The sequence below is a fragment of the Curtobacterium sp. MCLR17_031 genome, from assembly GCF_003234775.2.
GTDB classification, from domain to species: Bacteria; Actinomycetota; Actinomycetes; order Actinomycetales; family Microbacteriaceae; genus Curtobacterium; species Curtobacterium flaccumfaciens.
On sequence record NZ_CP126270.1, the window covers coordinates 3,673,359 to 3,700,356 of the forward strand.

Sequence of the window (26,998 nt, forward strand, 5' to 3'; positions counted from 1 at the left end):
GCCTCAGTCGCCGATCGAGACGCGGAACACCCGGACGCCGGCGGCACGGAGCCCGGCGAGGCCGAGCCGCATGCGCAGGGGCCGGAAGGGGCGGCGGAACCCGGAGGACGCCGACGCGGCATCGATCTGGTGCAGGACCTCGGACGTCAGGGTGCGCTCGAGCTTCGGCGCGAGCCGGGTCACCCCGGACACCGTGACGACGATGCGGACCGCGTGCGGCGCGAGCATCGGCGCGATGAGCTCGGCAGCCGCCTGCGCCCGGTGGAACGCGGGGTCGTCACCGGGGCGGCGGATCGCGATGACGGCCAACGCCGCGTCCCACGTCTCCTCGGGGTCCGGCAGGTCGTCGACCCCGATGACCCGCATCCGCGCGGCGTCGATCCCGGCGCGCACGGCCGCGGCCCGGAGCACGGGCAGGAGTTCCTGGGTACCGGCCAGCACGACGTCGGCCGACGCCAGATCGACCGTTCCGTACCGCTCACGCGGCGATCGGGCCATGGTGCGGGTCCTTCCGTCGCTTTCCCCCGACCGTACCGATGCGGAGGGTCCGGGGGACGCTTCCGCCCGCGGTGATCAGGGGCCTCCCAGCGCACTCGGTAACGAAAAGATCACGAAAGGGCCTGTACAAAGCGACAGAGTCGTGCAGAATGGTGGGCGGCCATGACGACTGCACCCGAACTCGACCAGCACCCGGAGACCCCGGTGGTGCACCTGTCCCGTCGCGCCGCCCTCGAGGCCGAGCGTGCAGCAGCCCGCGGACCGCAGCGTCGCAGCAGGACGGCGCCGGTCGCGAAGGCCGCCAAGGCAGAGAAGCCGGCCAAGGCAGCGAAGGTCGCCAAGCCGGCGAAGGCCGCGAAGCCGGCCAAGGCGCCGAAGGCCGCGAAGGTCACCAAGCCCGTGCAGGCCGTCGTCCTCGCGACCGCGTCCTCGGCCACCGAGCCGGCCGGCCGCCGCTCCGCAACCGCACGCGCCACCACCGAGCACGTCGACGACCGCATCCAGCGCGTCGTCCGTCGCCCCGCACCCAAGGTGACCCGCGTCGCCAGCGCACCCCGGGCCTCCCGGTCGGCCCGCGCCGGACGCATCACGCTCACCAGCGCCGCGGCCGCCATCGCGATGTTCGCCGCCTCGGCGATGCCCGCCCACGCGAGCGCCGGCACCTCGATGGCCACCTCGACCATCGCACCCATCGTGCGCACCCAGGACTACGCCGTGACCCAGGCGGTCACGGCCGCCGGGTTCGACCGTGACGGCTTCACCGTCGGCGGCGGCTCGACCGTCACCACGAAGACGGCTGGTTCCGCCGACACCGCGGCGACCGCGGGTGGCGCCGTCTCGTTCGGCGGCGCGGTCCGCTCGCCGTTCCCCGGCCCGGTGCAGATGAGCTCCGGCTTCGGGTACCGCTCGGCACCGTGCGGCGCGTGCTCGTCGCTGCACCAGGGCCTCGACTTCACCCCGGGCATGGGCACGCCGATCGGCGCCGTCGCCGCGGGCAAGGTCCGGGTCTCGGGCACGTACTTCTCGTACGGCAACGCGGTCATCATCGACCACGTGGTCGACGGCCGTCAGGTCTCCACGCTCTACGGCCACATGATCCCCGGCTCCTCGCCGCTCAAGGTCGGCGACACCGTCGCTGCCGGACAGTTCATCGGGCTCGTCGGGTCCTCCGGCGTCTCGACCGGTGCGCACCTGCACCTCGAGGTCCTGATGGACGGCGTCACGCCGATCGACCCGAAGGCGTGGCTCGAGGCACGCATCGGTCGCTCGCTCACCCTGTAGCGACCGCCTCTGTGACGACCGTGCCCCGTCGCGAGGCCGGATCCACAGCCGCTGTCGAGCGACAGCACGGTGATGTCCCAGTCGGCCTGTGCAGACTCACAGGCATGGACGATCCCCACAGACCGCCCGCCCGTCGTCGATCCGAGGCGGCTGCCCGCTGATGGGTGCCGACACCTGGATCGCCTTCGGGCTCGTCATCCTCTTCGTGCTCGTCGGCGGGGTCTTCGCGGCCGCCGAGATCGCACTCGTCTCCCTCCGCGAATCCCAGCTGCAGCAGCTCGAACGCCGCGGCCCCCGCGGGATGCGGGTCGCCGAGCTCGGCCGTGACCCGAACCGGTTCCTGTCCGCCGTGCAGATCGGCGTGACCGTCGCCGGGTTCTTCTCCGCCGCGTACGGTGCGTCCTCGATCGCACCCGACGTCGCACCGCTGTTCCAGGCGCTCGGCCTCGAGCAGGGCACGGCCGAAGCCGTCGCGCTGGTGCTGATGACCCTCGTCATCGCGTACCTGTCGCTCGTGTTCGGCGAGCTCGTACCGAAGCGCCTCGCCCTGCAGCGCGCCGAGGGCTTCTCGATGGCCGTCGCCCCGACCCTGGAGCGCTTCGCGGTGCTCATGCGGCCGGTGATCTGGCTGCTCTCGAAGTCCACCGACACCGTCGTGCGACTGCTCGGTGGCGACCCGAACGCCCGCAGCGAGTCGATGAGCACCGAGGAGCTCCGCGGCCTGGTCGACGAGCACACCGGCGTCGACGAGCAGGGACGCCGGATCGCCCGCAGCGCCCTGGACGCCGGTGACCGCATCCTGCGCGAGTCGATGCGCCCCTGGTACGACGTCTCGACGCTGGACGCCGGCCTCTCCGTCGCCGACGCCACCGACCAGGCCATCGCGGCCGGGCACACCCGGTACCTCGTGACCTCCGGCGGGCGCGACGAGGTGCAGGGCTTCGTGCACCTCCGTGACCTGCTGCGTCCGGTCGACCCCGCGGCCCCCGTCGCCACGCTCGTCCGGCCGGTGCTCGCCCTGCCCGAGACGAAGTCGCTGTCGAGCGCGATCGCGGACATGCGCACCGACGGCCACCAGATCGCCCTGGTGGTCGACGAGTACGGCGGCAGCGCGGGCATGGTCACGCTCGAGGCGCTGCTCGAGGACCTCGTCGGCCGCATCCGCGACGAGTGGGACTCCACCGAGTACGACGAGTCGGTGCTGGCGCACGACGGCGTCGACGGCGCCACGGTGCTCGAGGACCTGGCCGCGGACGGCGGTCCCGTCCTGCCGGACGGCGACTACGAGACCGTGGGTGGGCTCGTGCAGGTGCAGCTGGACCGCGTCCCCGAGGTCGGTGACGTCGTCCTGGCCGGCGGCCATCGCCTCGAGGTGACCGCCATGGACGGTCACCGCGTCGCGCGGGTGCGCATCGGGGCCGACGGGGCGCCCTGATCGCGGCCCCCCAGCGGTCGGGAGGCCCGTGGCGGCCCCGCCACGGGCCTCCCGACCGGCCCTGGTCGCGTCCACCCCGTCGAAGCGACAGAATCCCGCGAACGTTCGGGCATGATCTGTCGCTTTCGCCAACCGGACGGTAGGGCGACCCGCGAAGTGTCGCTTCTGCGCACCGGGGCTGACGGGTACCGCCCGTGCCTGCCGGACGGACAGCCCGGGCACGTACGCTCGTCCCATGGGTATCGACGTGCGCAACGAGATCCGCGACTTCCTGTCCTCCAGGCGGGCGCGGCTCACCCCCGAGCAGGTCGGCATGCCGTCGTTCGGCGGCGGGGTCCGACGCGTGCCCGGACTGCGTCGGCACGAGGTCGCCATGCTCGCCGGCGTGAGCGTCGACTACTACACGCGACTCGAGCGCGGCTCGCTCAAGGGCGTCTCGGACAGCGTGCTCGAGGGCCTGGCGAGCGCCCTGCAGCTCGACGAGGACGAGCGCGCGCACCTGTGGGACCTCACGCGCCTGGCGAACTCCGGTGCGAAGGTCATGCACCGGAACGTGCCGACCCGCGTGCGCCCCGGCGTGCAGCGGCTGCTCGACGCCATCACCGGCGCACCGGCCTGGGTGCGGAACGAGCGCGGGGACGTCGTCGCGACGAACGAGCTCGGCCGTGCGCTCTACGCACCGCTGTTCGCCGGCCCGGGACGCCCGGTGAACACCGCACGCTTCACGTTCCTCGACCCGGCCGCCCGCGACTTCTTCCCGGACTGGGCGCAGACCGCGAAGGACGCCGTGGCCGTGCTCCGGACCGCCGCGGTGTCGAACCCCTGCGAGCCGGGGCTCATCACGCTCGTCGGTGAGCTCTCCACCCGGAGCGAGGAGTTCCGCGGCTGGTGGGCGGCCCACGACGTCCGGATGCAGCGCACCGGCAAGAAGCGCATCGACCACCCGATCGTGGGGGAGCTGCGGCTGTCGTACGAGGCGCTCGACCTGGTCGCCGATCCCGGCCTGACGCTGTTCTCGTACTCGGCCGAACCGGGCAGCGAGTCTGAGCGGTCGCTCGCGCTGCTCGGCAGCTGGGCCGCGACGGAGCGGGCCGAGCAGTACGCGGCCCTGCGCGAGTCGGAGTCCGAGTCCGAGTCGGTCGACTGACCCGGCCCCCGCGGGTTCGTAGGGTGGGGACGTGACGAGGACCACGGACGGCTCAGCAGGGGACGCGGACCACCGGCAGCACCGCCGGCCCGAACCCGCGTTCGCCCGTGCGGTCGCGAAGGCCCTCGGTGACCCCCGGACCGTGCTCGACGTCGGGGCCGGCGCTGTTTCCTACGCACCGACCGACCGCGACGTGACCGCCGTGGAGCCCGCCGGAGACCTGCCCTTCGCCGACGACACCTTCGACGCCGCGATGACGACCTTCTCGCTGCACGAGTGGGACGACCTCGAACGCGGGCTCGCCGAGGTGCGTCGCGTGACCCGGGGCCCCATCGTGGTGCTGACGTTCGACCCCGACCGCATCGAGCGCTCCTGGCTCGCCGAGTACGCGCCCGAGGTGCTGGCGGCCGAGGCCCGTCGCCACCCCGCACTGCCGCGGATCGCCGACGCGCTCGGCGACGACACCGTGACGAGCACCCCGTTGCCGATCCCGTTCACGTGCGTCGACGGGTTCGCCGAGGCGTACTACGCCCGCCCCGAGCGACTCCTCGACCCCGGCGTGCGCCAGGCGGACCCGGCGTGGGGCCTGGTCGACGAGTTCACCGTCCGGCGGTCGGTGGCAGCGCTCCGCACCGCGCTCGAGTCGGGGGAGTGGGACCGGCGGCACGGGTCGCTCCGCATCCGCCCGACGTACGAGGGTTCGGTCGTCCTGGTCACGGCGACGCCGAACCGGCCGCGGACGGACCGGGCCGGGCTTGACACCCGGTCGTAGGCTGGTCGGGTGAGCTTCCAGGAGGTGGTCGGCGCCCGTATCGCCGGCATCAGGGCGTGAGGCCCTCGGTCGTGCCCTCGGGTGCGGCCGCCCTCGTCGAACCCTGACCTCCTCCGCCCGGTGCGGTGTGCGTCCGCACACCCCGGTGCCTGCACGAAAGCGATCACCCATGCTCCCCATCGTGGAGAAGACCCTCCGCACGTCCTTCGTCAACGCCTCGCGCAAGGAGGTGTCCGACCTCACGCTGCCCGCCGGCTTCGAGACGCTCGACTGGGACGCGCTCGACTACCTCGGCTGGCGCGATCCGAAGATCGGTCGGCGTGCGTACGCCGTCGTGCCGACCCTGGACGGCGACCTGATCGGCATCCTGTTCCGGCAGGCCGAGGCCTCGCCCCGCTCCCGTGCCCAGTGCTCGTGGTGCCAGGACGTCAAGCTGCCGAACGACGTCGCGTTCTACAGCGCCAAGCGATCCGGGCCGGCCGGACGCAACGGCAACACCGTCGGCACCCTGGTGTGCCAGGACTTCCAGTGCTCGCGGAACGTCCGGAAGCTGCCGCCGCCCGCCTACGAGGGCTACGACGTCGAGGCCGCGCGCCTCCGGCGCATCGAGGACCTGCAGGTCCGGGCCGCGTCCTTCGCCGCCGAGGTCTGAGACGCGGGCGTCTCGCGTCCGCTGACGCGACTGACGACGGACGGGAGGCCCGTGACGGATCCGCCACGGGCCTCCCGTCCGTCAACCGGTCGCGTCTACCGACCGATGGTCGACATGTCGGGGTAGCGGTCACCGGTCGGGACCGGCAGCGCCGACAGGCGCGACAGCTGGTCCGCCGTGAGGGTCAGGTCGGCTGCGCCGACGTTCTCCTCGAGGCGGGAGACCCGCTTCGTGCCGGGGATCGGGACGATGTCGTCGCCCTGGGCCAGCAGCCAGGCGAGCGACACCTGCGCCGGGGTGGCGCCGGCCTCGGTCGCGATGTCCTTGACCGCGTCGACGATGCGCATGTTCTGCTCGAACGCCTCCTGCTGGAAGCGCGGGTTCGCCAGGCGGAAGTCGTCGGAGTCCAGGTCGGACGGCTTCGTGATGGCACCCGTCAGGAACCCGCGGCCGAGCGGCGAGTACGGCACCAGGCCGATGCCGAGCTCGCGCAGGGTGTCGAGCACGTCGCCCTCGGGGTCACGCGTCCACAGCGAGTACTCGCTCTGCAGCGCGGTGATCGGGTGGACGGCGTGGGCCTTGCGGATGGTGTCGGCACCGGCCTCGGACAGTCCGATGTGCCGGATCTTGCCCTCCTGCACGAATCCGGCGAGCTGGCCGATGACGTCCTCGATCGGGACGGCCGGGTCGACGCGGTGCTGGTAGTAGAGGTCGATGTGGTCCGTGCCCAGGCGACGGAGGGAGCCTTCGAGCGCCTCGCGCACGGACTCCGGCTGGCTGGAGAGACCGCGCTGCTGCGTCGGGGTCTCCTCACCGGCCTCGTGGCGGTACAGGCCGAACTTGGTCGCGATGACGACGTCGTCGCGACGGCCCTCGAGCGCACGGCGCAGGAGTTCCTCGTTCGTGTAGGGGCCGTACGCCTCGGCGGTGTCGAACAGGGTGACGCCGAGGTCGATCGCGCGGTGGATGGTGCGGATCGACTCGTCGTCGTCGGTGCCGGCGCCCGTGTAGAAGGCGCTCATGCCCATGGTTCCGAGGCCGATCGGTCCGACCTCGAGGTCTGCGAGCTTGCGTGTCTGCATGCTGCAGGTCTACTCCCGGTCCCCCTGACGGCGGGAGGCACTGGCTGTACCCGCCTCCGCACCGCTACGCTGCGAGGGCCGGGGCAGACGCCCCGGGCTCGGGGGAGTGTCGTGGTCATCATCTGGATCGTCATCGCCGTGGTCGTCGTGCTCGGCGCCCTGCTGATCGTGCTCGAGGCGCAGAACCGCCGTCGTCGGCGGGCGCTCGAATCGATCGAAGACCTGTCGGATCCGCGTGACACCGCACGCGCCGCGGCCGAAGCCGATGCGGCTCACTCCAGGACCGAGGGGCTCGCCAAGTCCGCGCACCCCGGCATCACGGGCGCCGGCGGCGGCTTCCCCGGCTGAACCGCCCGACCCCGCCGCCTGCCGATTGTCGGGAGCGGCTGGTCGTGTGTCGGCAGACGGCCGCGCGCTTCGTGAGGTTCCTCCAAGGTGCTCGCAGGAGTGCTCCGCGCACCGGTGTGATCGACCCGTGAACCTGTACTTCCGACTGCTCCTGCTGCAGCTGCGCACCCGTCTGCGCGCTCGGGTCGGTGGACGGCGCCGGGCGTCGCTCTGGGACGAGGTCCGGACGCCGTTCCGGGTCGCTCCCACCGACCTCGACCCGCTGCGCCACGTCAACAACGGCAAGTACCTGTCGATGCTCGACCTCGGTCGGCTCGACCTGATGCTCCGCTCCGGGTACTGGGCAACGCTGACCGAACGTGGCTGGTACCCCGTCGTCTCGGCGCAGACGATCACGTACAAGCGGTCGTTGACGCTCGGGCAGCGGTTCGAGCTCCGCACCCACGTGCTCGGGGTCGACGACCGTGCCGTGTACCTGGAGCAGACGTTCGTGCGACAGGGTGCCGTGATGGCCCGCGCCGTGGTGCAGGCCCGGTTCCTGCGGCGTTCCGGCGGGACGGTGCCGACCGCCGATCTGCTCGAGGCTGCGGGTGGGGCGGACCGCGACCTCACCGTGCCCGACTGGGTGCACGACTGGGCGAGTGCGACCCGGATCAGCAGCAGCGCGGCCTGACCCGCGCGGCCGGCCGGTCCTACGATGACCGCATGGACATCGTCGACCTGGTGCTGCCGGACGTCGCCGCGTGGCGTGCCTGGCTCGACGACCACGAGCACGAACCGGACGGGGTGTGGCTCGTCCTCGCGAAGAAGGGCGTCACGGAGCCGACGACGCTGACCTACGACACGGCCCTCGACGAAGCACTGTGCTCCGGGTGGATCGACGGGCAGCGGCGCGGGCGCGACGACACGACCTACCGCCAGCGGTTCACCCCGCGCCGGAAGGCCTCGCTGTGGTCGCAGCGGAACCTCGGCCTGGTCGCGGCACTCATCGCCGAGGGGCGGATGCGGGAGCGCGGGCACGCCGAGATCGAGCGCGCCAAGGCTGACGGCCGATGGGACCGCGCCTACGCCGGCTCGGCAACGGCCACGGTGCCCGAGGACCTGCAGGCCGCGCTCGACGCCGCCCCCGCAGCCGCCGCGCTGTTCGCCGAGCTCGACGCCACGAACCGGTACGCCGTGCTGCACCGCATCACCACCGCCCCGAACGCCACGGTGCGGACGAGCCGGCTCACCAAGCTCGTCGGCGGACTCGAACGCGGCGAGACCCCGTACCCGCGGCCCACCCGTCCGTAGACCCTGCGAACCCGGAAAGCGGTCGGGGGACACCGATTCAGCGACCGGCAACGCACCGGGCGTAGACCGGGGTCATGACCACAGGCACTGACACCACGAACCGTCCGGCCGCGTCCTCCGGCACCTTCCGCATCGGCGGCGACCTCGAGGTCAACCGGCTCGGCTACGGCACCATGCAGCTCACCGGCCCCGGCGTCTGGGGACCGCCGAAGGACCACGACGAGGCGATCCGCGTCCTCAAGCGCGCCGTCGAGCTCGGCGTGAACTTCTTCGACACCGCCGACTCGTACGGCCCATACGTCGCCGAGGAGCTCCTCAAGGAGGCCCTGCACCCCTACGGCGACGACGTCGTCATCGCCACGAAGGCCGGCCTCACCCGCACCGGCCCGAACGTCTGGCCGCCCGTCGGCCGCCCGGAGTACCTCCGGCAAGAGGCGGAGATGAGCCTCCGCCGCCTGGGCCTGGAGCGCATCGACCTGTTCCAGCTGCACCGCATCGACCCGAAGGTGCCGCTCGAGGACCAGGTCGGCGAGCTGAAGAAGCTGCAGGACGAGGGCAAGATCCGCCACATCGGCCTGTCCGAGGTCTCCGTCGACGAGGTCAAGGCCGCGCAGGAGATCGCCACGATCGTCTCCGTGCAGAACCTCTACAACCTGCAGAAGCGTGACGCCGAGGAGCTGCTCGACTGGTCCGAGGAGCAGGGCATCGGCTTCATCCCGTGGTTCCCCCTGGCCACGGGTGGCCTGACCGGCGAGGACTCGCCGCTCACCGAGATCGCCGAGCGCAAGGGTGCCACCCCGGCGCAGCTCGCGCTTGCCTGGCTGCTCAAGCGCTCCCCGGTGATGCTGCCGATCCCCGGCACGTCGAGCGTCGCGCACCTGGAGGACAACCTCGCCGGTGCCACCGTCGAGCTGACCGACGACGAGTTCGAGGAGCTGGCGAAGCTGGGTCACTGACCCTGAGGACGCGACCGCGGGTCGCGAACGCGACGACCGGTCGGACGGGAGGCGCGGTGCCAGCTGGTACCGCGCCTCCCGTCCGTTTTGAGCCCTGTTCAGATCCGTGCTTGCGCACGCATACCGGGTATGTGCATACTCAGTATGGCCACGGTGGCCCGAGACAGGGGAAGTGTCATGAGCGTTCGGATGGGCGTACTCGCGCTGCTGGTGGGGGGACCCGGGTACGGGTACCAGCTCCGGGGGGAGTTCGAGCACCGCACCGGCGGGAGCTGGCCGCTGAACATCGGCCAGGTCTACACGACCCTGGACCGCCTGGAACGCGACGGCCTCGTGGCCCGCGGCGACGCCGACGACGACGGACACGTCGTCTACACGGCGACCGACGCGGGTCGTGCGGAGGTGGCGCGCTGGTTCAGCGAGCCCGTGCCCGCGAAGCGCGGCCGTGACGAGCTGGCGATCAAGTTCGCCCTCGCCGTGACCGTGCCCGGAGTCGACGTCGCCCGGCTGGTGCAGGTGCAGCGCGGTGCCGCGATCCGGAACCTGCAGGACCTGACGCGGCTGAAGCGGACGACCGACCCGTCGACCGACCTGGCGTGGTCGCTCGTGCTCGAGTCGATGGTGTTCCAGGCCGAGGCCGAGGTGCGGTGGCTGGACCACGTGGAGTCGAGTGTCGCGCGGTACCGGCCGGACGAGCACCCGGCGGCGCCTGCCAGTGCCGACGCTGCGGCTGCCGCTGCCGCTTCCGCTCCCCGGAGCGCGCGGTGACCGCCGCACCGCTCCTGCAGCTCGACGCCGTGAGCGTGCACTACGGGTCCGGCGCGAAGGCCGTCACCGCCCTGGCCGGCATCGACCTGCGGGTCGAGCGCGGCGAGATGGTGGCGGTGATGGGCACGTCGGGCTCGGGCAAGTCGACGCTGCTCGCCTGCGCCGGCACCCTGCTGCCGCCGACGAGCGGTGAGGTGCTGATCGACGGCGCCTTCGTGTCCGACCGTCCCGCCAAGGAGCTCGCAGCGCTGCGGCGCCGGCTCATCGGGTTCGTGTTCCAGGACTTCAACCTGATCCCCTCGTTGACCGCGGTCGAGAACGTGGCACTGCCGCTCGAACTCGACGGATGGAAGGCCTCGCAGGCCCGCCGCGCCGCGGAGCTCGCGCTGGACAACGTCGAGCTGTCGCACCGTGCCGACGCCTACCCGGACGACCTGTCCGGCGGCCAGCAGCAGCGCGTCGCGATCGCCCGCGGCGTGGTCGGCGAGCGCCGGCTCGTGCTCGCCGACGAGCCGACCGGAGCCCTCGACTCGCAGACCGGCGAGGTCGTGCTCCGCATGCTCCGTCGGCACGTCGACGCCGGAGCCGGCGCGCTCCTGGTGACCCACGACGCCCGGCACGCGGCCTGGGCGGACCGGATCGTGTTCCTGCGCGACGGTCGGGTGGTCGACGAGACCGTGTACTCGGGCGTCGAGGCTGTACTCACGGACCGGACCGCCTCGTGAGCCGGGGTCGGCGTGCCGGGACCGGCCGGACGCCGTTCGCCCTGAGACCGGCGCTCCGTCTGGGGCGTCGACTGGCGTTCGCGAAGGCGGGCCGCGCGGCACTGATCATCGCGCTCATCGGGATCCCGACCGCCGGGTTCGCCGCGGTCGCCGTCGTCGTGCAGTCGACGCAGGCCACGGTCACCGAGCGGCTGGACTACGACCTCGGCCGTGCATCGGCGCAGATGCGGGTGTCCGGCCCGGACCTGCCCGGCATGGTGCAGGACCCGGTGCAGTGGGAGTTCACCGACTCGAAGCGGAACAGCCCTGTCACCAAGTCGGACGAGGACTCACCGTTCACGAACGTCCTGGCCCACGTGCCCGACGGCGCCCTGTCGATCCCGGTGGGCAGCACGCCCGTCGTGGTCCAGGGGGCGAACGGTCCCGTCGGCCTGACCGCGGTCGAGGGCAGCGTCTGGGACCCGTCGCTCGAGGGCCACTGGCACGTGCTCGACGGTTCCACGCCGACCACGCGCAGTGAGCTCATGGTCACGCCGGCGACGCTCGAACGCCTCGGGGCGCACATCGGCGACACGGTGGACCTGACCGACCCGGTCACCAAGCGCTTCACGATCACCGGCACCATGACCGACCTGGGGACGGACCCGGGGACGCAGGGGGTGTTCCTGCCCTGGGGCACGACGCTCTCGACGACCGACACCACCGACGACGTCGGGCTCACCGACGTCACCGTGTACCTGCCGTCGGACGCCCCGACGTGGTCGGAGATCCGGCAGCTCAACGCGCACGGCATCATCGTGCAGTCGCGTCCGGTCGTGCTCGACCCGCCCGACGCCCGGCTTGCGGGTGGGCAGCTGAGCTCGACACTCGGCTGGTACCTCGGGGCGATGGGCCTGCTCGGGGTCTTCGCGATGTTCGAGGTCGCCCTGCTCGCCGGGGCCGCGTTCCTGGTCGGCACCCGGGCGGACACCCGCTCGTACGCCATCGTCACGAGCGTCGGCGGCGACAAGCGGTTCGTCCGCACGATCGTCGCCGGGTCGGGCCTGGTGCTCGGCCTCGTCGGCGCGGTCCTCGGGGTCGCCGCCGGCACCGGGATCGGCGTGCTCGCCTACCGACTGATCGACAACGGCAACGTGGCGTCGTTCCCCGGGTTGCACGTGCCGCCGCTCCTGCTGCTGTCCATCGCCGCCGCCGGGGTGCTCGCCGGACTCGTCTCCGCGCTCGTCGCCGCACGGTCGGCGACCCGGATCAACGTGCTCGCAGCCCTGCGGGGCTCGCTCCGTCCGGTGCCCGTCAGCCGTCCCGCCCGCCGTCGTCGTCGCATCTGGGGGCCGCTGCTCGTGGTCCTCGGCGCCGTGATGACGCTGGCGTGCGGTGTCGGGGTGCTCATGCTCAACGACCGTCCGGTGCAGCAGGACCGGTGGGCGTACGTCGTCGGCGCCGGCGTCGCGATCGGGCCGTGCCTGATGCAGCTCGGCATCGCCATCTGCTCACCGTGGCTGCTCGCCCTGATCACCCGGCTCACCTCGCGGGCCGGTCTGTCCGCCCGGCTCGCCGCCCGCGACGCACGCCGCAACCCGGTCCGCACGGTGCCGGTGCTGGCGAGCGTGATGAGCGTCGTGTTCGTGGCCTCGGTCGTGATCACGTGGAGTGCGTCGAGTCACGCCCAGTACGTCCGCGGGTACGAGTACTCGACGGCGGTCGGGGTGGCGACGGCCGAGGTGCAGACCGAGACGAAGGACGGCGGCAGTACCGGTCGCCACGACGCGGAACTGACGGCCCACGCCGCGAAGGTGGTGTCCGGGGTCTTAGACCAGGACCGCATCCGGGTGCTCGGTGTCACGCAGGAGCAGCCGGGCGACACCCCCTCGACCATCACGATCCCGCACCGCTGGAGCGCGTACGACTGCCCGGCGAACGACACGACGAGCTGCTCGTACTACCTGGACACGGCGAGCGCGTCGTCTCCGCACATCTGGACGGGCACCGTCGACGACTACGCCGTGCTCACCGGACACCGGCCGTCCGCCGCCGTGCGGGACGCGCTCGAGGGCGGCGAGGCCGTGTCGCTCTGGCCCGAGTACGCCCACGACGGTGCGGTCCGTGTCGACACCTTCCACGACCGGACGTGGGAGAGCGACCCCATCACCGAGCGGAGCCGACCGGCGGCCAGCGTCTCGATCCCCGCCGTGCTCGACGTGCAGACCCCGCGGATCCAGGTCGGCGTCTTCATGACGAAGGCGACCGCCGAACGGTACGGCGTGCCCGTGGTCGACGGCATGCTCGTCACGACGCTGCCCCACGACATCCAGCCGGCCCAGTGGGACGAGCTGAGCTCGGCGTGGCAGAGCTTCGGCGGCGAGGACCGTGCACGGTGGGGCGGCCCGTCGTTCATGTACGAGGCCGGCCCGATCGACAACGAGGCGATCATCCGGGCGATCGTGCTCGCACTGGCCGCGGCCGTCACGATCGGTGCGACGGCGGTGGCGATCGGACTCGCACGGTCCGACGGCCGGCGGGACGACGAGGTGCTCGACGCCATCGGTGCCGCACCACGCCTGCGCCGAGGGGTGTCGACCTGGCAGGCGGCGATCCTGGCCACGGTCGGCTCGGTGATCGGGACGCTCCTCGGACTCCTGCCGATCCGCGCCCTGACCCTGCGGTTCACCGAGAGTCCGGTCGGGGTGAACCACATGCCGTTCGTGCCGGATTGGCCGGTGCTGGCGCTGCTCGCGATCGGCCTGCCCCTCGTGGTGACGGCCGGAGCGTGGCTGACCTCGCGGGGTCGGCGGCGGGTGGCGGTGCGACGGGCGCACTGACGGACTGGAGGCCCGTGGCGGCGTCGCCACGGGCCTCCCGTCCGTCACATGGTGAGCAGGAATGGTCGGGTCGCTGTGCCGGACCCGACCATTCCTGCTCACGAAGCGGCGAGCGCCGCGCTCACGCGAGCTCGGGCAGCGCCTCCGCGTAGGTGCGGAAGTCGCCGCGCTCCGTGTGGATCGCCCACAGGCGGTCGGCGATGGACTCCCCGGAGTGCTCGGGCTGCCCGTCGTCGATGCCGAACGGGATGATGAGCTGGCCGACGTGGACGTCCTCGTCGCGGACGGCGTCGTGCAGGAGCTGCGCGTAGGCGCTCTCGGCGGCGAAGGCGACGGACGTGCCGGTGACGCGGGCTCCCGGTCGGACCGCGCTGCCGCCGTTGACGAACAGGATCGTGCCGTGGCCGATCGCGCGCATGCCGGGCAGCACCTGGCGGACGGCGTTGACCGAGCCGTAGACCGAGAACTCGATCGGGCCGACCAGGTCGTCTGCCGTGGTCTCGAGCACGGGGCGCATGTACTCCTTGGCGGGGAGCGGGCTGTACTGCAGCACCTCGATGGGGCCGAGCTGCTCCGTGGCGCGCTCGAGTGCGGTGCGCAGGGAGTCCCCGTCACGGACGTTCGCAGCGAACCCGGCTGCGGTGTGGCCGCGCTCACGCAGCTCCGCGGCGAGGCCGTCCAGGCGGTCCTGGTTGCGGGAGATCAGGGCGACGGCGAAGCCCTCACGGGCGAAACGCTCGGCGACGGCGAGGCCGAGGCCCTTGCCGGCCCCGACGATGGCGATGGTGGTCATGCGGTGTACTCCTCGTCGCTCACGTGCTCGAGCCAGGTGGTGGTCGTCGCCGGGTCGTCGGCGGCCTCGAGCATCGCGAGGTGTTCCATGTAGTCGGTGGGGGTCGCGCCGTGCCAGTGTTCCTCGCCGGCGGGCGTGTAGACGGTCTGTCCAGCCTGCACCTCGATGACGCGGCCGTCCCGGGTGCCCATCCGCGCGACGCCCTCGGTGACGTGCAGGGTCTGCCCCTTGGCGTGCGAGTGCCAGGCGGTGCGGGCGCCGGGCAGGAACCGGACCTTGGCGACGGTCATCGTCTGACCGGGCTCCTTCGGCGAGGCGATGGCGTCGAGGTACACGTCGCCGGTGAACTGCTCGGGCGGGTTCTTGACGGTCGGCTGCTTCGGTTCGATCTGCATGCCGACGACGGTAGGCCGCCGTGCGCACCGTCGGGAGGTGCCGACAGACCCCCTCAGGGGTTTCCCGAACGCAGCGTGTGTGATCGACCCACGACCCCGGGAGGATCATCGTGGACACACCCGCCGGAACACCCCGCAGCCGCCGCCTCTGGACGCTGGCCGGCCTCGCCGCCGTCGCCGCGCTGGCCCTCACCGCCTGCACGAGTGGCGACGGAGCAGAGCGGGACGGATCCAACCGGGGCGGCTCGCCGTCGGCGCGCGCGACCGCACCCGCCGACCTGTCGGCCGGGCAGGTGGCGCTCGACGGTGACACCACCGACGTGGTCACCGGCCTGGAGGCCCCCTGGTCGGTGGTCCTGACGGGTGACGACGGCGACGCGCTGGTCAGCGAGCGCGACTCGGCTCGGGTGCTCGAGCTGCGGTCCGACGGCACCACCCGTCAGGTCGGCACCGTCGACGGGGTCAGCCACGGCGGCGAGGGCGGACTGCTCGGCCTCGCGCTGCACGACGACGACCTGTTCGTGTACTCCACGGCCGACGACGGCAACCGGATCCAGCGGTACGAGCTGACGGGGAGCACCGGGTCGTGGGGGCTCGGCGAGGCGAGGACGATCATCGACGGGCTGCCGAAGAACACGTTCCACGACGGCGGACGGATCGCGTTCGGGCCCGACGACATGCTCTACGCGAGCGTCGGGGACGCCGGCGCGAGCACGGACGCGCAGGACGAGGAGTCGCTCGCGGGCAAGATCCTGCGGCTCACCCCGGACGGCGACGTCCCCGCCGACAATCCCATCGACGGCTCGCCGGTGTGGAGCCTCGGACACCGCAACGTGCAGGGCATGGGGTGGTCGTCGGACGGCACGATGTTCGCGTCGGAGTTCGGTGAGAACACGAACGACGAGCTCAACGTGATCGAGCCCGGGTCGAACTACGGCTGGCCCGAGGTGGAGGGCACCGGTGGCGAGGACCAGGGCTTCGTCGACCCCGTGCAGCAGTGGTCCACCGACGAGGCGTCCCCCAGCGGCCTCGCCGTCGTCGACGACACGGTGTTCGTCGCGAACCTGCGGGGCGAGGTGCTCCGGGCGGTCCCCGCCGACGACCCCGGCACGGCGACCGAGTACTTCGCGGGCGACTTCGGCCGCATCCGGACGGTGCTCGAGGGGCCGTCGGACACGCTCTGGTTCGTCACGAACAACACCGACGGCCGCGGGACACCGTCGAGCGGGGACGACCGGATCGTCTCCGTCCCGTTCACGCGCACGTGAAAGGGGTTCCCGCAGCCCCTCGCTCGCGCCGGACGGGGCGAAGTACCGTGACGGCATGAACCACCGCGACGAAGCGCGCGACTTCCTCTCCAGCCGTCGCGCCCGCATCACCCCCGAGCAGGCCGGTGTCGAGACCTTCGGCACGCGGCGTCGCGTCACCGGGCTGCGTCGCGAAGAGGTCGCACGCCTGGCCGGCGTCAGCATCGACTACTACACGCGGCTCGAGCGCGGGAACCTGCAGGGGGTCTCGGACAGCGTGCTCGACGCCATCGGCCGGGCCCTGCAGCTCGACCCCGCCGAGCAGGAGCACCTGCGCGACCTGTCGCAGCACCAGAACGAGACCCCGCGTCGCGCCGGTCGTGTCGTGCCCGTCGCTGCCGTCCGACCCGAGCTGCAGTACCTGCTCGACGTCGTCACGGACGCCCCGGCGATGATCATCAACAACCGGCAGGACATCGTCGCCGCGAACGCGCTCGGCTTCGCGATGCACTCGGACCTGGTCGCGGCACCGGCCCGGCCGATGAACTTCTCGCGCTTCATCTTCCTCGACCCGCAGGCGCGGAACTTCTACCAGGACTGGCAACGGGCTGCGCACACGAACGTCGCGATCCTGCGCCGCGAAGCGGGCCGGACGCCGAACGACAAGGACCTCGCCGCACTGATCGGCGAGCTGTCGATGCGGAGCGACGACTTCCGCGGCCTCTGGGCCGCGCACGACGTCCGCCGCCACTACGCCGGCGTGAAGTCGTTCCGGCACAGCGTCGTGGGGCCGCTCGAACTGCACTTCCAGACGCTCGAACTCGCCGAGGACCCGGGACTCTCGCTCACGATCTACCCGGCGACGCCGGGCAGCCCGACGGCCGACGCCCTGCGGGTGCTGGCGTCGTGGGCGGCGACCGAGGGCATCGCGGAACGGGCGCGCCAGCTCGCCTGACGCGGTGGTCGCGACCACCCAGGGCCTGGAGGCGCGGCGCCAGCCCGCACTGCGCCTCCCGGCCGCTCGTGGTCGCGTCCGACCTCCGGGATCACCCGGTCGAACCGGCTCGTGTCCGTCCCGTCCGGGTCCGGGCCGTTCCCTGCTGACGGGTACCAGCAACCCCTGCTTCCGGCACCCGGCCGGCCGTACCGTTGACGCATGGACACCAGAAGCGAAGTGCGCGACTTCCTCCGCACACGCCGCGAGCGCGTCACACCGCAGCAGGTCGGTCTGCCCGACTTCGGTGGGGTCCGCCGCGTCAAGGGACTGCGGCGCGAAGAGCTCGCACTCGTCGCGGGAATGAGCGTCGACTACTACGTCCGCCTCGAGCGCGGAAACCTGACCGGGGTCTCCGAGAGCGTCCTCGAGTCGTTGTCCCGTGCGCTGCTTCTGGACGATGCCGAGCACGCGCACCTCTTCGACCTGGCCCGTCTGCAGAACGCTTCGGGCGCCTCGCGCCGGACGATCCCGACGTCGAAGGTCCGGCCGAACGTGCAGCGGGTGCTCGACTCGATCAGCGCCCCGGCCTGGGTCCGCAACGGCCGGTTCGACTTCCTCGCCGGCAACGCGCTCGCCCGCGCGGTGTACTCGCCGCTGTTCCTGTCGCCCTCCGGCACCCCGAACACCGCGCGTTTCGCGTTCCTCGACCCGCGCGGTCAGCAGTTCTGGCGAGACTGGGACTCGGTCGCCGGCGACGTGGTCGCCGCCCTGCGCGCCGAGGCGGCCCGCTCGCCGTACGACAAGGGACTGACCGACCTGATCGGGGAGCTCTCCACCCGCAGTGACGAGTTCCGGCGGCGCTGGGCCGCGCACGACGTGATGCGGCACCGGAGCGGGGTGAAGCGTGTGCACCACCCGGACGTCGGCGACATCGACATGAGCTACGAGACGATGGAACTCGTCACGGACTCGGGGTTGACCATGGTCGTGTACGGCACCGAGCCCGGGTCGGCGTCCGAGGAACGGCTGCAGTTGCTGGCGAACCTCGCGGCGACGAGCGCGACCGGTGCGACGAGTGCGGCGGCTGCGTCGACCGCTTCCGTCGCCGGTGCTGCTGCTGCCGCTGCCGCTGCTACCGGGGAGGACGCGTGAACGAGACCGAGTCCGTCGAGACCGTCGTCCCGAGTCCGCCGACCGGGTTCCTCGGCCGACTGCGGTTCCGGTGGCGCGCCGAGCAGGAGATCCACGAGCTCACCCGCGACCGTGAACTCGAGGAACGGGTCCGAGCCGAGGCAGCGGTGCGGCTCGCGCCCGGGCCGTGGCACCTGGGGGAGCTGTTCCGGCGACGGTGACGGCTGAGGGGGGAGGACAGCACCTGTCACGGCTCCGCGGTCGGCTCTAGCGTCGAGGACATGACCTTCGCCGACACCGACCCCGAGTTCGCCCGGTACCACGCCGACTTCGTGGACGAGACCCTGCGGAACGCAGCACTCAGCGAGCACGACCGCGTGGTCGTCCAGCTCGGTGCGACGATCGCGGCCGGGGCGCCGGCGGCGTTCCGCAACCTGCTGGACGAGGCCCTCGACGGTCCGCTCTCGCCCACCGAGGCGAAGGAGATCGTCTACCAGGCCGTGGCCTACGTCGGTTCCGCACGAGTCGGCGACTTCCTGACGATCACCAACACCGTACTGGTCGCCCGCGGGGTCACCCTGCCGTTGGCCGGGCAGTCGACGACCACCCCGGCGGACCGGCTCGAGCGCGGCCGAGCGGTGCAGGGCGCCGTCGTCGGCGCGGACCGCGTCGACGCGATGTACGAGAACGCCCCCGCGGACGCCGTGCACTTCCAGCGGTTCCTGTCCGGCAACTGCTTCGGGGACACCGTCGGCCGTGACGGCCTGTCGCTGCCGATCCGGGAACTCCTGACCTTCGCGCTGCTCGCGGCGCTCGGCGGTGCCGACGCCCAGGTGCAGGGGCACGTGGCCGGCAACCTGAACGTCGGGAACACCCGCCGGCAGATGCTGGACGTCCTGACCGTGCTCGTCCCGCTCATCGGCTACCCGCGCACGTTGAACGCCCTGGCCGCCGTGAACGAGGGAGCACCCGCAGCATGAGCACGGACCACTCGATGTCGACGGGCCGGACCCTGTTGTTCGCCGTCGCCGGGGGAGCAGCGGTGGGCAACCTGTACTGGTCGCAGCCGCTGCTCGACGACATCGCATCGTCGCTCGGCACCTCGGCGTCGCTCGCCGGACTGCTCGTGACGCTGACCCAGGTCGGCTACGCCCTCGGCATCCTGCTCGTCGTGCCACTCGGTGACGTCCTCGACCGCCGACGCCTCATCCCCTGGGTGCTCGTCGCCTCCGCCGTCGCGCTGCTGCTCGCCGCGGTAGCACCGACCTTCGCGACGCTCCTGGTCGCCCTGGCGCTGGTCGGGCTGACCACGGTCGCCGGGCAGCTCCTCATCCCGCTGGCCGGGGACCTCGCCGACCCTGCGCAGCGCGGACGCGTGGTCGGCACGATCGCGTCCGGGGTGCTCACCGGCATCCTGGTGTCACGGACGATCAGCGGCCTGGTCGCGGACGCGTTCGGGTGGCGCGCGATCTACGTACTCGCCGCCGTCGTCGCGGTGGTCCTGGCCCTGCTGCTGCGGCGCGCCATCCCCGAACTCGAGGCCCGCGGCGGGGTGGCGTACCCGCAGCTCATCCTGTCGGTGTTCCGTGCCGTCCGGACCCACCGGACCGTGCAGGTCACGCTCGTGATCAGCTCGTCGGTCTTCGCCGTGTTCACGATGTTCTGGACCGCCCTGACGTTCCTGCTCAGCACCGACCCCTACGACTTCTCCACCAGCAGCATCGGGCTGGTCGGCCTGGTGGGGCTCGCGGGTGCCGTGGCGGCGCAGCGGGTCGGGCGACTGCACGACCGCGGGCTGTCGGTACCCGTCACCGGGGGAGCGATCGTGCTCCTGCTCGTCTCCCTGGTCGTCGCCGGGATCGGTGCGCACTCGATCGTCGTGGTGCTGCTCGCCGTGCTGCTGCTCGACGTCGCCGTGCAGGCCGCGAACGTGCTCAACCAGACCCGGCTCTTCTCGGTGGACCCGGCCGCGCGGAGCCGGCTCAACACGGCCTTCGTCACCTCGAACTTCATCGGCGGGGCGATCGGCTCCGCGCTGGCGTCGGTGCTGTGGAACGCCGGGGGCTGGACGGCGGTCACGATCGGTGGCGCGGTGCTGACCGGGTTCGCCGCGACGGTCTGGGCCGTGCACCGGAACCGTGGGCTCGTGGTCGAGCCGGAGCGGGCCTGAGTCAGATCGCCAACTCGACGTCACGGCCGTTGACCGTGACGACGATGCGTGGGTTCTCGGCACCGGTCGCGGTGATGTAGCTGCGGAGGGTGGAGAGCAACATGTCCTCGCGCCGTTCCATCTGCGAGACCGCCCCCTGACTGATGCCGAGCTCGTGTGCGATCTCGGCCTGCGTGCGCTTGCCCGCTTCACGAACCATCGCCAGGCTCATCGCGTGGACTCGGTCGAGGTCGTCGGCCTCGGTCTCGAGCGCGGCAACAGCGTCCGCGATGTCCGGCTGCCGCAGGAGACGCTCGACGCGGTCGTTCCCGCGGACGAAGTCCTTCTTGCCCATCATCGTTCCTTCGTTCCGCGTCGATCCTCCGGCGATATTAGCTGAGGCTGATGCGCAGTCCAGAGCCTCAAGCTCAGCAGGCCAGGGGGTTCGCGACCTCGAGCTCACCGTGGTCGACGAGCCAGCGCACGGCGTCCAGCACGGTCTCCTCGGCGGTGAACGCCGGTGCGTAGCCGAGCAGACGACTCGCCTTCTCGGTGCTGAAGACCTGGCTGCGGGACAGGTGCTCCCAGCTGGCGTCAGCGTGCTCTGGAGCCGTGGTCTCGCGGAACCGGTCCCACGTGACGGGGTCGAGCCGGGCCTCCTGGCCGAACCACGACGCTGCCAGGTGGGCGTACCCGCGTGCGGTGAGCGCCGTCGGGGCCGTGACGAAGAAGTCCTCGCCCGCCGCCGCATCGCGGTGCTCGACCGCGAGCTGGAACGCCTGCGCGACGTCGTCGGCGTGCACGTGGGCCATCGTCTCTGCGCCGAGACCGGGGACCTCGAGCGGTTCGCCGGCGGACAGCTTGGTCAGCACCGACGTGTCGAGGTTGCCGAGCGGACCGATCGGCGTCCAGCCCGGACCGCTGATGTGACCGGGGTGCAGCGACGTCGTGTCCAAACCGCCTGATGCGGTTTCCTCCTTGAGCATCCGTGCGATGGCGTCCTTCTGGACGCCGTAGTCGCCAGACGGCGGGGTCGCGTTCTGCTCGGTGATCGGCAGCACGTGCGAGACGCCGGCGCGCCAGATCGAGCCGCAGTGCACCAGGTGCGTACCGGTGCCGCGGAGCGCGTCGACCAGCGCTGCGGCGGAGGACTCGGTGAAGCAGACGAGGTCGACGACGGCGTCGGCACCGAGCGCGGCGATGCGGCTGCCGAAGGTGCCGTCGCGGTCCTCCTGCTCGCGGTCGGCGGTGATCCGCTCGACCTGCTGCCACTCCGGGGCGTCGGCGTACGGGGTGCTCGTGCCGCGGGTGACGGCGACGACCCGGTGACCCGAGCGGATGAGACGGGGGACGAGGAACGAGCCGATGTGGCCGGTGGCTCCGATGACGACGATGTGCATGGGGGCCACCGTAGGCCGAGGCGTGCGGATCGTGAGCAGGAATGGTCGGGTGCGGCGGTGCGACCCGACCATTCCTGCTCACGAAACGCGCCCGCGGCGAGCGAGGCGCCCACGAGCGCGGCCCGCCCGGCGCACGAGCGGCGCGCTCAGTCGGCGGTGATGACCTTCACGGAGCCGGCGATGGTCGCGGCGTCCTCGGCGAGCGCGACGACGGGGTCGGGCAGGCCCGCGCCCCCGAGGGCCTTGCGCGCACCCCAGCCGACGAAGCTGCCGACGAGGGCACCGACGCCACCGAGGATCGCGCCCTCGATGCGCAGGTCGCGCTTGCCGGTGGTGCCGAGGGCGGCACCGGCGAGGGCACCGGACGCGATCCGTCCGAGCAACGCCGAGGGGGCGATGCGGTTCGGGGTCTTCGGCAACTTGTCGCCGATGAGCTCACCGATGGCGGAGGCCACGAGCAGCCCACGGCCGACCGGGGTGCTGAAGACCTTCCACTGCTGCCACGAACCCTTCAGCGAGGACCGGTCGTGGTTCAGTGCGAGGACGGCGAGCGGGGTGGCGCTCCGGCCGCCGCTCATGATGCCGAGGACCAGGGTGCGGACCAGGGTGTGCTGCTCGTGCTGCTTGCTCATCGTGACTCCTGTCGTGTTGCCCCCGACGGTACGCACGGTGCCCCCGGGTGTTCCGAGCATCGCGGGCGACGGGCGACCGTCCGGCGTTCCCCGGGCGCTCCCCGGGCACGGAGCCGCCCGGAGTAGCGTCCGGCCCATGAGCAACGTCATCGTCTTCGGCGGCCACGGCAAGGTCGCACTCCTCGCCACCCGCATCCTGTCCGAGCGCGGACACACGGTCACCTCCGTCATCCGGAACGCCGAGCAGTCCGACGAGATCCGAGCGCACGGCGGCGAACCGCTCGTCGCGGACATCCAGCAGCAGTCCCTGAACGACTTCGCCGAACTCGTCCGCGGGCACGACGCCGTGGTGTGGTCGGCCGGTGCCGGTGGCGGGTCCGTCGATCGGACCTGGGCGATCGACCGCGACGCTGCGGTGCTGTCGATCCAGGGGGCGAAGCAGGCCGGCGTCGACCGCTACGTGATGGTGTCGTTCTCGGGCTCGCAGCTCGACCACGGCGTCCCGCAGGACCAGGACTTCTTCGCGTACGCGCAGTCGAAGATGATCGCCGACGCCGTGCTCCGAGACTCGGGGCTGCAGTGGACGATCGTCGCCCCGAGCACCCTGACCGACGACGAGCCGACCGGCTCCGTCGACTGGGACGGCTCGTCGACGCAGGTGCCGCGCGGTGACGTGGCGCACGTGGTCGCCGACGTGGTCGAGAACCCCGGCACGGCGGGCAACACGTTCCGGTTCAACACGGGGTCGACGCCGGTGGCTGAGTTCCTGCGCGCGGACGCGGTCTGACCAGGTCCGACCGCGCCGACGCGGTCTGACCAAGACCCACAGACCAACGGGGTCGCGGCGGTTCTCCGCCACGACCCCGTCCGTGTCCCTGCAGAGCGTCGAGCTCAGTAGAGCGTCGAGATGCCCGTCATGTCGCCACGGCCGAGCGTGCGGCCGTCGAGCTCGCAGTAGCCGCCGGACGGCTCCATGACCTGGCCGGTGCCGGTCTTCACGTGGTCGAGGCCGTACAGGTGGCCCCACTCGTGCGTCGCGACGACCTGGGTGTCGAAGCGCGCACCCGAGCAGGTGGCCGTCGAGCTCCACTTGAAGCCGGTGGCGTAGCGCTGGTCGGCCTCGCGGGCGTTGCCGTTGCCGTCGAACCAGACGCACGTGACACCGAGGGTGCCGGTCGGGAGCTTGCCCCAGCCCATCACGTTGTAGCCGTTGTTCCGCGAGCAGCCGCCCTTGTCGGTGAGGTTGGGCTTCTGGGTCGCGAGACGCAGGTAGTCGTTCTTCGCCGTCGACGTGACGGTGCGGTCACACGCCGAGATCGTGCCGTTCCACGCGTTCGCCCCCTTGCGCAGGGCGTCCTTGGCGTACGTCGACTTCTGCCCGGTCTGGTTGTAGTACCACTTGACCGTGCTCGGCCAGGTGTAGCCGGACGCCTTGTACGCCGTGCTCGTGCACTTCGTGGTCGCAGCTGTCGTCGCGGCGGGAGCGGCCTGTGCCGTCGCGGCCTGGCTCTGCGCACGCTCCTGCTGGACGGCGGGGGCCGAACCGGTCCAGGCCTCGTCGACGCGGACGGCGACACCGGCGGAGCCGTTGTTCGCGATGAGGACGTCGGCGAGCTCGGGCGCCCCGGGGGCGGCCGAGCTGCTCGCCATGACGCTCTCACCCGGCGCGGGGAGCGCGAAGGTGCGGCCGTCGGGCGTCACGACCGTGCCGGAGGTCGCCGTGCAGCCGCTCTCGAGCGTCTGCACCGACAGGGTCCCGGGGGCGCAGCTCGCGCCGGCCCCCGGGGTCGCCGCCTGGGCGGGTGCTGCGGTGATGGTGAGACCGGCGAGGATCGCGACGATCGCCCCGGTGCTCAGCGCGTTCCTGACAGGACGCATGGTTCCCTTCCAGCGGCAGGCGACGTGCCCCCCGCTCCTGATCGGGGTCCATGCTCGCCGATGACCACGCAGCGGGTCCAGGACTGCGCTGCGGGGACACGCCCCCAGTCAGGGGCGACGCTCAGGCGAACTGCGCGTAGAAGCGCTCCGGTGCATCGGCGAGCGACGCCTTCACCATCCGGCTCCAGTCGTCGACGACGACCTCTGCCGCGCCCCGCTCGACGCCGTCCAGCGCGGCCCGCGCCACGTCGGCCGGGTCGACCTTCGGCCCCTCGTAGCCGTCCATCATGTCGGTGTCCGCCGCCCCGAGGTGCAGCCCCTGCACGCTGATCCCCTTGCCGGCGAGCTCCAACCGGACGGCGTTCGTCAGGTTCCACTCGGCGGCCTTCGCTGCCGCGTACGCGCCGGATCCCGGGTAGACGAACCAGGACAGTGCGGACAGGACGTTCACGATGCCGCCGCCACCGTTCCGCTCGATCACCGGCGCGAACGCCCGGATCATCGCGAGGTTGCCCCAGTAGTGCGTGTCCATCTCGCGGCGCGCATCGGTGAGGTCGTCGGTGAGCAGCGAGCCCGTCGTCGAGATGCCGGCGTTGTTCACGAGCAGGGTGACGTCGCCCGCGGCGGCAGCCGCCGCGTCGATCGATGCCTGGTCGGTGATGTCGAGGGGCAGCGCGACGACGCCCTCGATGTCCACGAGCTCGGGTCGGCGTGCGGTCGCGTAGACCTTCGACGCCCCGCGCTCCAGCAGCTGCAGAGCGAAGCGACGTCCGATGCCGCGGTTCGAGCCGGTGACGAGTGCGACCGATCCAGCGATGTCCATGGTGTCTCCTCCTGCCGATCGGGTGTCTCCCGGAGCGGCTCGGCTACGCTAAGACCTCACATCCATGTCAGGGGCAAGCCCCGGATCGGAGCACCATGCGCATCGGTGACCTCGCAGCCGAGACCCGCGTCAGCGTCCGCTCGCTGCGGTACTACGAGGAGCAGGGACTGCTCACCGCGTCGCGCACCGCGAGCGGGCAGCGGGTCTACACGGACGCCGCCGTCGAGCGCGTCCAGCTCGTGCAGCAGCTGTTCGCCGCCGGGCTCGCGAGCCGCACGATCGTGCAGCTGCTGCCCTGCGTCGACCGCGGGGAGTCGACGCCGGAGTCGTTCGCGCTGCTCATCGCGGAGCGGGACCGGATCACCGCGCAGCTGGCCGAGCTCGAGGCGGTCCGGGGGCGGCTCGATCAGGTCATCGCGATCACCGAGCACCCGACCGCCGAGCACTGCCCGGCGCTGCGTGACCGGCCTGCGGAGCCGGTCGCGGCCTGAGACGCGGCACCGGGACGGACGGGAGGCGCGGGACCGACCCGACCCGCGCCTCCAGTCCCTCAGGTGGTCGCCGACAGGGCCGCTGCCACGGCCCGTTCCTGTCGTGTGTGCGCTGCGAACGCGTCGGCGACCGGGTTGCGGCGACGGTCGAGGCCGCCGGCGCCGTCCTCGACGAGGTCGAAGAGGCCCATCGTGAGCAGGTGCTCCTGGCGTGGGGCGTCCGTGTGCCGCCAGGTCCACTCGTACATGTCGAACAGCGGCCACCAGGTGTAGCCGACGACCGGCACCCCCTCGTCGCGGAGCCCCCGCACGGCCGTGACCGACGCGTCCAGCCAGCCGATGCGCTCCTCGACCGAACCGGTGACGCACGTCTCCGTGAGCATGACCGGGGCACCGTAGCGCTCGGCGTAGGTGGTGAGCACGTCGCGGAGCCCCTCGACGCCGGTGTCCTCGTAGGGCCGCGGATCGGCGAACCCGCCGCCGTGGTGCACCCCCGCCTCGAACACCTCGGTGGAGTGCAGCGGGTAGTAGTTGACGCCCATCACGTCGGGCCGGACCGCGTGCTGCCGGAACCAGTCGAGGTCGGCGTCGGTGACGCCGCCGGAACGCAGCCGACCGACCAGGGGGTGCGCGTCGTCGACGCCACCGGTGACCAGGTCCTCGACCAGGAACGTCTGGGCGCGCAGGCGCGCGACCGTCTCGCGGTGTTCCGGGGCGTCGACGTCGCCGACGTACCGGATGCCGGCGTCCACGTGCACGAAGGTGGCGGCGTCTCCGAGCTCACGCGTGATCGCGTGCTGCGTCGAGACGAACCCCTTGGCCAGGGCGGACGCGATCCGGGCCGACCCCTCCGCGCCGGTCAGGTACGGGGGCCAGTACCCGTACTCACCCGAGAACAGGGCGTGGATGACGGGCTCGTTGACCGGCGTGTAGTCGGTGGCGACGTCGCCGTACCGCGCCGCGAACCGGGCGGCGTACTCGGTGACGTGCGCCGGGTAGTCGGGGTGGGCGAACTGCCCGTCGAGCCAGAGCGGTGTGCCGTAGTGCAGCAGGTCGACGACGGGGCGCAGGCCGGTCTCGCGGAACCGCGCCATGACACCGTCCACCCACGACCAGTCCCAGACGCCGGGCTCGGGGGCGACCCGGTACCAGGGGACGCCCCAGCGCAGGAGCTCGGCGCCGACGTCGACCGCCAGCCCGAGGTCGGCGGCGTACTGCCGGTAGTGGTCGGTGAGCTCGTACTCGTCGATGGGCCGTTCGCCCGGTCGGGCCTGCGGGACGAAGGTGTCCTCGATGCCCAGGGCGAAGTGCAGCCTGCCGTCGTCGGACCAGTGCATGGTGTCTCG

Annotated in this window: 30 protein-coding genes; 20 read left to right on the top strand and 10 right to left on the bottom strand. The window is 72.0% G+C overall.

Features of this window, described 5'->3' with window-relative positions; all coding sequences use genetic code 11:
- Positions 1-3 precede the first annotated feature (3 nt).
- Positions 4-498, bottom strand: a complete 495-nt coding sequence (locus DEI96_RS17430) for a hypothetical protein (RefSeq protein ID WP_071406257.1) — start codon at positions 496-498, stop codon at positions 4-6.
- Positions 499-660: 162 nt separating this feature from the next.
- On the opposite strand from DEI96_RS17430, the gene DEI96_RS17435 reads away from it, so the two are divergent.
- The 5 genes from DEI96_RS17435 to DEI96_RS17455 all read left to right on the top strand — a co-directional run bounded on the left by DEI96_RS17435 (position 661) and on the right by DEI96_RS17455 (position 5,785).
- Entirely contained in the window at positions 661-1,779 is a 1,119-nt protein-coding gene (locus tag DEI96_RS17435; RefSeq protein WP_146246910.1) for a M23 family metallopeptidase, read from the top strand.
- A gap of 160 nt (positions 1,780-1,939) precedes the next feature.
- Entirely contained in the window at positions 1,940-3,214 is a 1,275-nt protein-coding gene (locus DEI96_RS17440; protein ID WP_111023405.1) for a hemolysin family protein, read from the top strand.
- A 235-nt stretch (positions 3,215-3,449) separates the two neighbouring features.
- On the top strand, positions 3,450-4,361 hold the full coding sequence (locus tag DEI96_RS17445; RefSeq protein WP_071406260.1) for a helix-turn-helix transcriptional regulator: 912 nt from the start codon (positions 3,450-3,452) through the stop codon (positions 4,359-4,361).
- A 31-nt stretch (positions 4,362-4,392) separates the two neighbouring features.
- Entirely contained in the window at positions 4,393-5,133 is a 741-nt protein-coding gene (locus DEI96_RS17450) for a class I SAM-dependent methyltransferase (protein ID WP_111023407.1), read from the top strand.
- Positions 5,134-5,302: 169 nt separating this feature from the next.
- Positions 5,303-5,785 (top strand): FBP domain-containing protein, encoded by a 483-nt coding sequence (locus tag DEI96_RS17455; protein ID WP_110865322.1) that lies wholly within the window; start codon positions 5,303-5,305, stop codon positions 5,783-5,785.
- A gap of 95 nt (positions 5,786-5,880) precedes the next feature.
- On the opposite strand, the gene DEI96_RS17460 is transcribed toward DEI96_RS17455, so the two are convergent.
- The gene (locus DEI96_RS17460; RefSeq protein ID WP_111023409.1) at positions 5,881-6,867 is read right to left on the bottom strand and encodes an aldo/keto reductase; all 987 of its coding nucleotides are present in this window, start codon (positions 6,865-6,867) and stop codon (positions 5,881-5,883) included.
- Positions 6,868-6,978: 111 nt separating this feature from the next.
- Between DEI96_RS17460 and DEI96_RS17465 the strand changes: the two genes are divergently transcribed.
- The 7 genes from DEI96_RS17465 (at position 6,979) to DEI96_RS17495 (ending at position 13,776) form a co-directional block, all read left to right on the top strand.
- Entirely contained in the window at positions 6,979-7,215 is a 237-nt protein-coding gene (locus DEI96_RS17465; RefSeq protein ID WP_111023411.1) for a hypothetical protein, read from the top strand.
- Positions 7,216-7,342: 127 nt separating this feature from the next.
- Positions 7,343-7,888 carry an acyl-CoA thioesterase gene (locus DEI96_RS17470; protein WP_111023412.1) on the top strand — a complete coding sequence of 182 codons (546 nt, stop codon included), beginning with the start codon at positions 7,343-7,345 and terminating at the stop codon, positions 7,886-7,888.
- A 32-nt stretch (positions 7,889-7,920) separates the two neighbouring features.
- Positions 7,921-8,508, top strand: a complete 588-nt coding sequence (locus DEI96_RS17475) for a YdeI/OmpD-associated family protein (RefSeq protein WP_111023414.1) — start codon at positions 7,921-7,923, stop codon at positions 8,506-8,508.
- Between the two features lie 74 nt (positions 8,509-8,582).
- Positions 8,583-9,464: an aldo/keto reductase gene (locus DEI96_RS17480; protein ID WP_027466858.1), complete on the top strand. Its 882-nt coding sequence runs from the start codon at positions 8,583-8,585 to the stop codon at positions 9,462-9,464.
- A gap of 177 nt (positions 9,465-9,641) precedes the next feature.
- On the top strand, positions 9,642-10,232 hold the full coding sequence (locus DEI96_RS17485) for a PadR family transcriptional regulator (protein WP_220039120.1): 591 nt from the start codon (positions 9,642-9,644) through the stop codon (positions 10,230-10,232).
- Positions 10,229-10,957 carry an ABC transporter ATP-binding protein gene (locus tag DEI96_RS17490; RefSeq protein ID WP_111023418.1) on the top strand — a complete coding sequence of 243 codons (729 nt, stop codon included), beginning with the start codon at positions 10,229-10,231 and terminating at the stop codon, positions 10,955-10,957. The genes DEI96_RS17485 and DEI96_RS17490 overlap by 4 nt, the downstream gene beginning before the upstream one ends.
- Positions 10,954-13,776, top strand: coding sequence for an ABC transporter permease (locus tag DEI96_RS17495; protein WP_111023420.1), 2,823 nt, complete (start codon positions 10,954-10,956; stop codon positions 13,774-13,776). Before DEI96_RS17490 ends, DEI96_RS17495 begins: the two co-directional genes overlap by 4 nt.
- A 121-nt stretch (positions 13,777-13,897) precedes the next feature.
- On the opposite strand, the gene DEI96_RS17500 is transcribed toward DEI96_RS17495, so the two are convergent.
- Both DEI96_RS17500 and DEI96_RS17505 read right to left on the bottom strand, forming a co-directional pair.
- The gene (locus DEI96_RS17500) at positions 13,898-14,569 is read right to left on the bottom strand and encodes an SDR family NAD(P)-dependent oxidoreductase (protein ID WP_027466861.1); all 672 of its coding nucleotides are present in this window, start codon (positions 14,567-14,569) and stop codon (positions 13,898-13,900) included.
- A complete protein-coding gene (locus DEI96_RS17505; protein WP_071248546.1) occupies positions 14,566-14,964 on the bottom strand; it encodes a (R)-mandelonitrile lyase in 399 nt (132 codons plus the stop codon). The genes DEI96_RS17500 and DEI96_RS17505 overlap by 4 nt, the downstream gene beginning before the upstream one ends.
- 110 nt (positions 14,965-15,074) lie before the next feature.
- On the opposite strand from DEI96_RS17505, the gene DEI96_RS17510 reads away from it, so the two are divergent.
- The 6 genes from DEI96_RS17510 (at position 15,075) to DEI96_RS17535 (ending at position 20,449) form a co-directional block, all read left to right on the top strand.
- Positions 15,075-16,232 (top strand): PQQ-dependent sugar dehydrogenase, encoded by a 1,158-nt coding sequence (locus DEI96_RS17510; protein WP_111023422.1) that lies wholly within the window; start codon positions 15,075-15,077, stop codon positions 16,230-16,232.
- Between the two features lie 55 nt (positions 16,233-16,287).
- Positions 16,288-17,166, top strand: a complete 879-nt coding sequence (locus DEI96_RS17515) for a helix-turn-helix transcriptional regulator (protein WP_111023424.1) — start codon at positions 16,288-16,290, stop codon at positions 17,164-17,166.
- 201 nt (positions 17,167-17,367) lie between these two features.
- Positions 17,368-18,300, top strand: coding sequence for a helix-turn-helix transcriptional regulator (locus DEI96_RS17520; protein WP_111023426.1), 933 nt, complete (start codon positions 17,368-17,370; stop codon positions 18,298-18,300).
- Positions 18,297-18,500 (top strand): hypothetical protein, encoded by a 204-nt coding sequence (locus tag DEI96_RS17525; protein ID WP_111023428.1) that lies wholly within the window; start codon positions 18,297-18,299, stop codon positions 18,498-18,500. Before DEI96_RS17520 ends, DEI96_RS17525 begins: the two co-directional genes overlap by 4 nt.
- Positions 18,501-18,560: 60 nt before the next feature.
- Positions 18,561-19,259: a carboxymuconolactone decarboxylase family protein gene (locus DEI96_RS17530; RefSeq protein ID WP_111023430.1), complete on the top strand. Its 699-nt coding sequence runs from the start codon at positions 18,561-18,563 to the stop codon at positions 19,257-19,259.
- Entirely contained in the window at positions 19,256-20,449 is a 1,194-nt protein-coding gene (locus tag DEI96_RS17535; protein WP_111023432.1) for an MFS transporter, read from the top strand. Before DEI96_RS17530 ends, DEI96_RS17535 begins: the two co-directional genes overlap by 4 nt.
- Before the next feature lies 1 nt (position 20,450).
- Here DEI96_RS17535 and DEI96_RS17540 read toward each other — a convergent pair whose 3' ends face one another.
- The 3 genes from DEI96_RS17540 to DEI96_RS17550 form a co-directional block, all read right to left on the bottom strand.
- Positions 20,451-20,786 (bottom strand): helix-turn-helix domain-containing protein, encoded by a 336-nt coding sequence (locus DEI96_RS17540; protein WP_258372829.1) that lies wholly within the window; start codon positions 20,784-20,786, stop codon positions 20,451-20,453.
- A gap of 70 nt (positions 20,787-20,856) precedes the next feature.
- Complete coding sequence (locus DEI96_RS17545; protein WP_111023434.1) at positions 20,857-21,828, bottom strand: NAD-dependent epimerase/dehydratase family protein; 972 nt, start codon at positions 21,826-21,828, stop codon at positions 20,857-20,859.
- 146 nt (positions 21,829-21,974) lie between these two features.
- The gene (locus tag DEI96_RS17550; RefSeq protein WP_181433003.1) at positions 21,975-22,460 is read right to left on the bottom strand and encodes a DUF4126 family protein; all 486 of its coding nucleotides are present in this window, start codon (positions 22,458-22,460) and stop codon (positions 21,975-21,977) included.
- A gap of 136 nt (positions 22,461-22,596) precedes the next feature.
- On the opposite strand from DEI96_RS17550, the gene DEI96_RS17555 reads away from it, so the two are divergent.
- Positions 22,597-23,247, top strand: a complete 651-nt coding sequence (locus DEI96_RS17555) for an NAD(P)H-binding protein (RefSeq protein ID WP_111023436.1) — start codon at positions 22,597-22,599, stop codon at positions 23,245-23,247.
- Between the two features lie 104 nt (positions 23,248-23,351).
- Here the strand turns inward: DEI96_RS17555 and DEI96_RS17560 are convergent, their stop codons facing one another.
- Entirely contained in the window at positions 23,352-24,338 is a 987-nt protein-coding gene (locus DEI96_RS17560; protein WP_111023438.1) for a matrixin family metalloprotease, read from the bottom strand.
- A 121-nt stretch (positions 24,339-24,459) separates the two neighbouring features.
- Entirely contained in the window at positions 24,460-25,161 is a 702-nt protein-coding gene (locus DEI96_RS17565) for an SDR family oxidoreductase (RefSeq protein ID WP_111023440.1), read from the bottom strand.
- A 95-nt stretch (positions 25,162-25,256) separates the two neighbouring features.
- Between DEI96_RS17565 and DEI96_RS17570 the strand changes: the two genes are divergently transcribed.
- Positions 25,257-25,652 (top strand): MerR family transcriptional regulator, encoded by a 396-nt coding sequence (locus tag DEI96_RS17570; protein ID WP_111023441.1) that lies wholly within the window; start codon positions 25,257-25,259, stop codon positions 25,650-25,652.
- Positions 25,653-25,711: 59 nt separating this feature from the next.
- Here DEI96_RS17570 and DEI96_RS17575 read toward each other — a convergent pair whose 3' ends face one another.
- Positions 25,712-26,989 (bottom strand): family 1 glycosylhydrolase, encoded by a 1,278-nt coding sequence (locus tag DEI96_RS17575; protein WP_111023443.1) that lies wholly within the window; start codon positions 26,987-26,989, stop codon positions 25,712-25,714.
- Positions 26,990-26,998 lie beyond the last annotated feature (9 nt).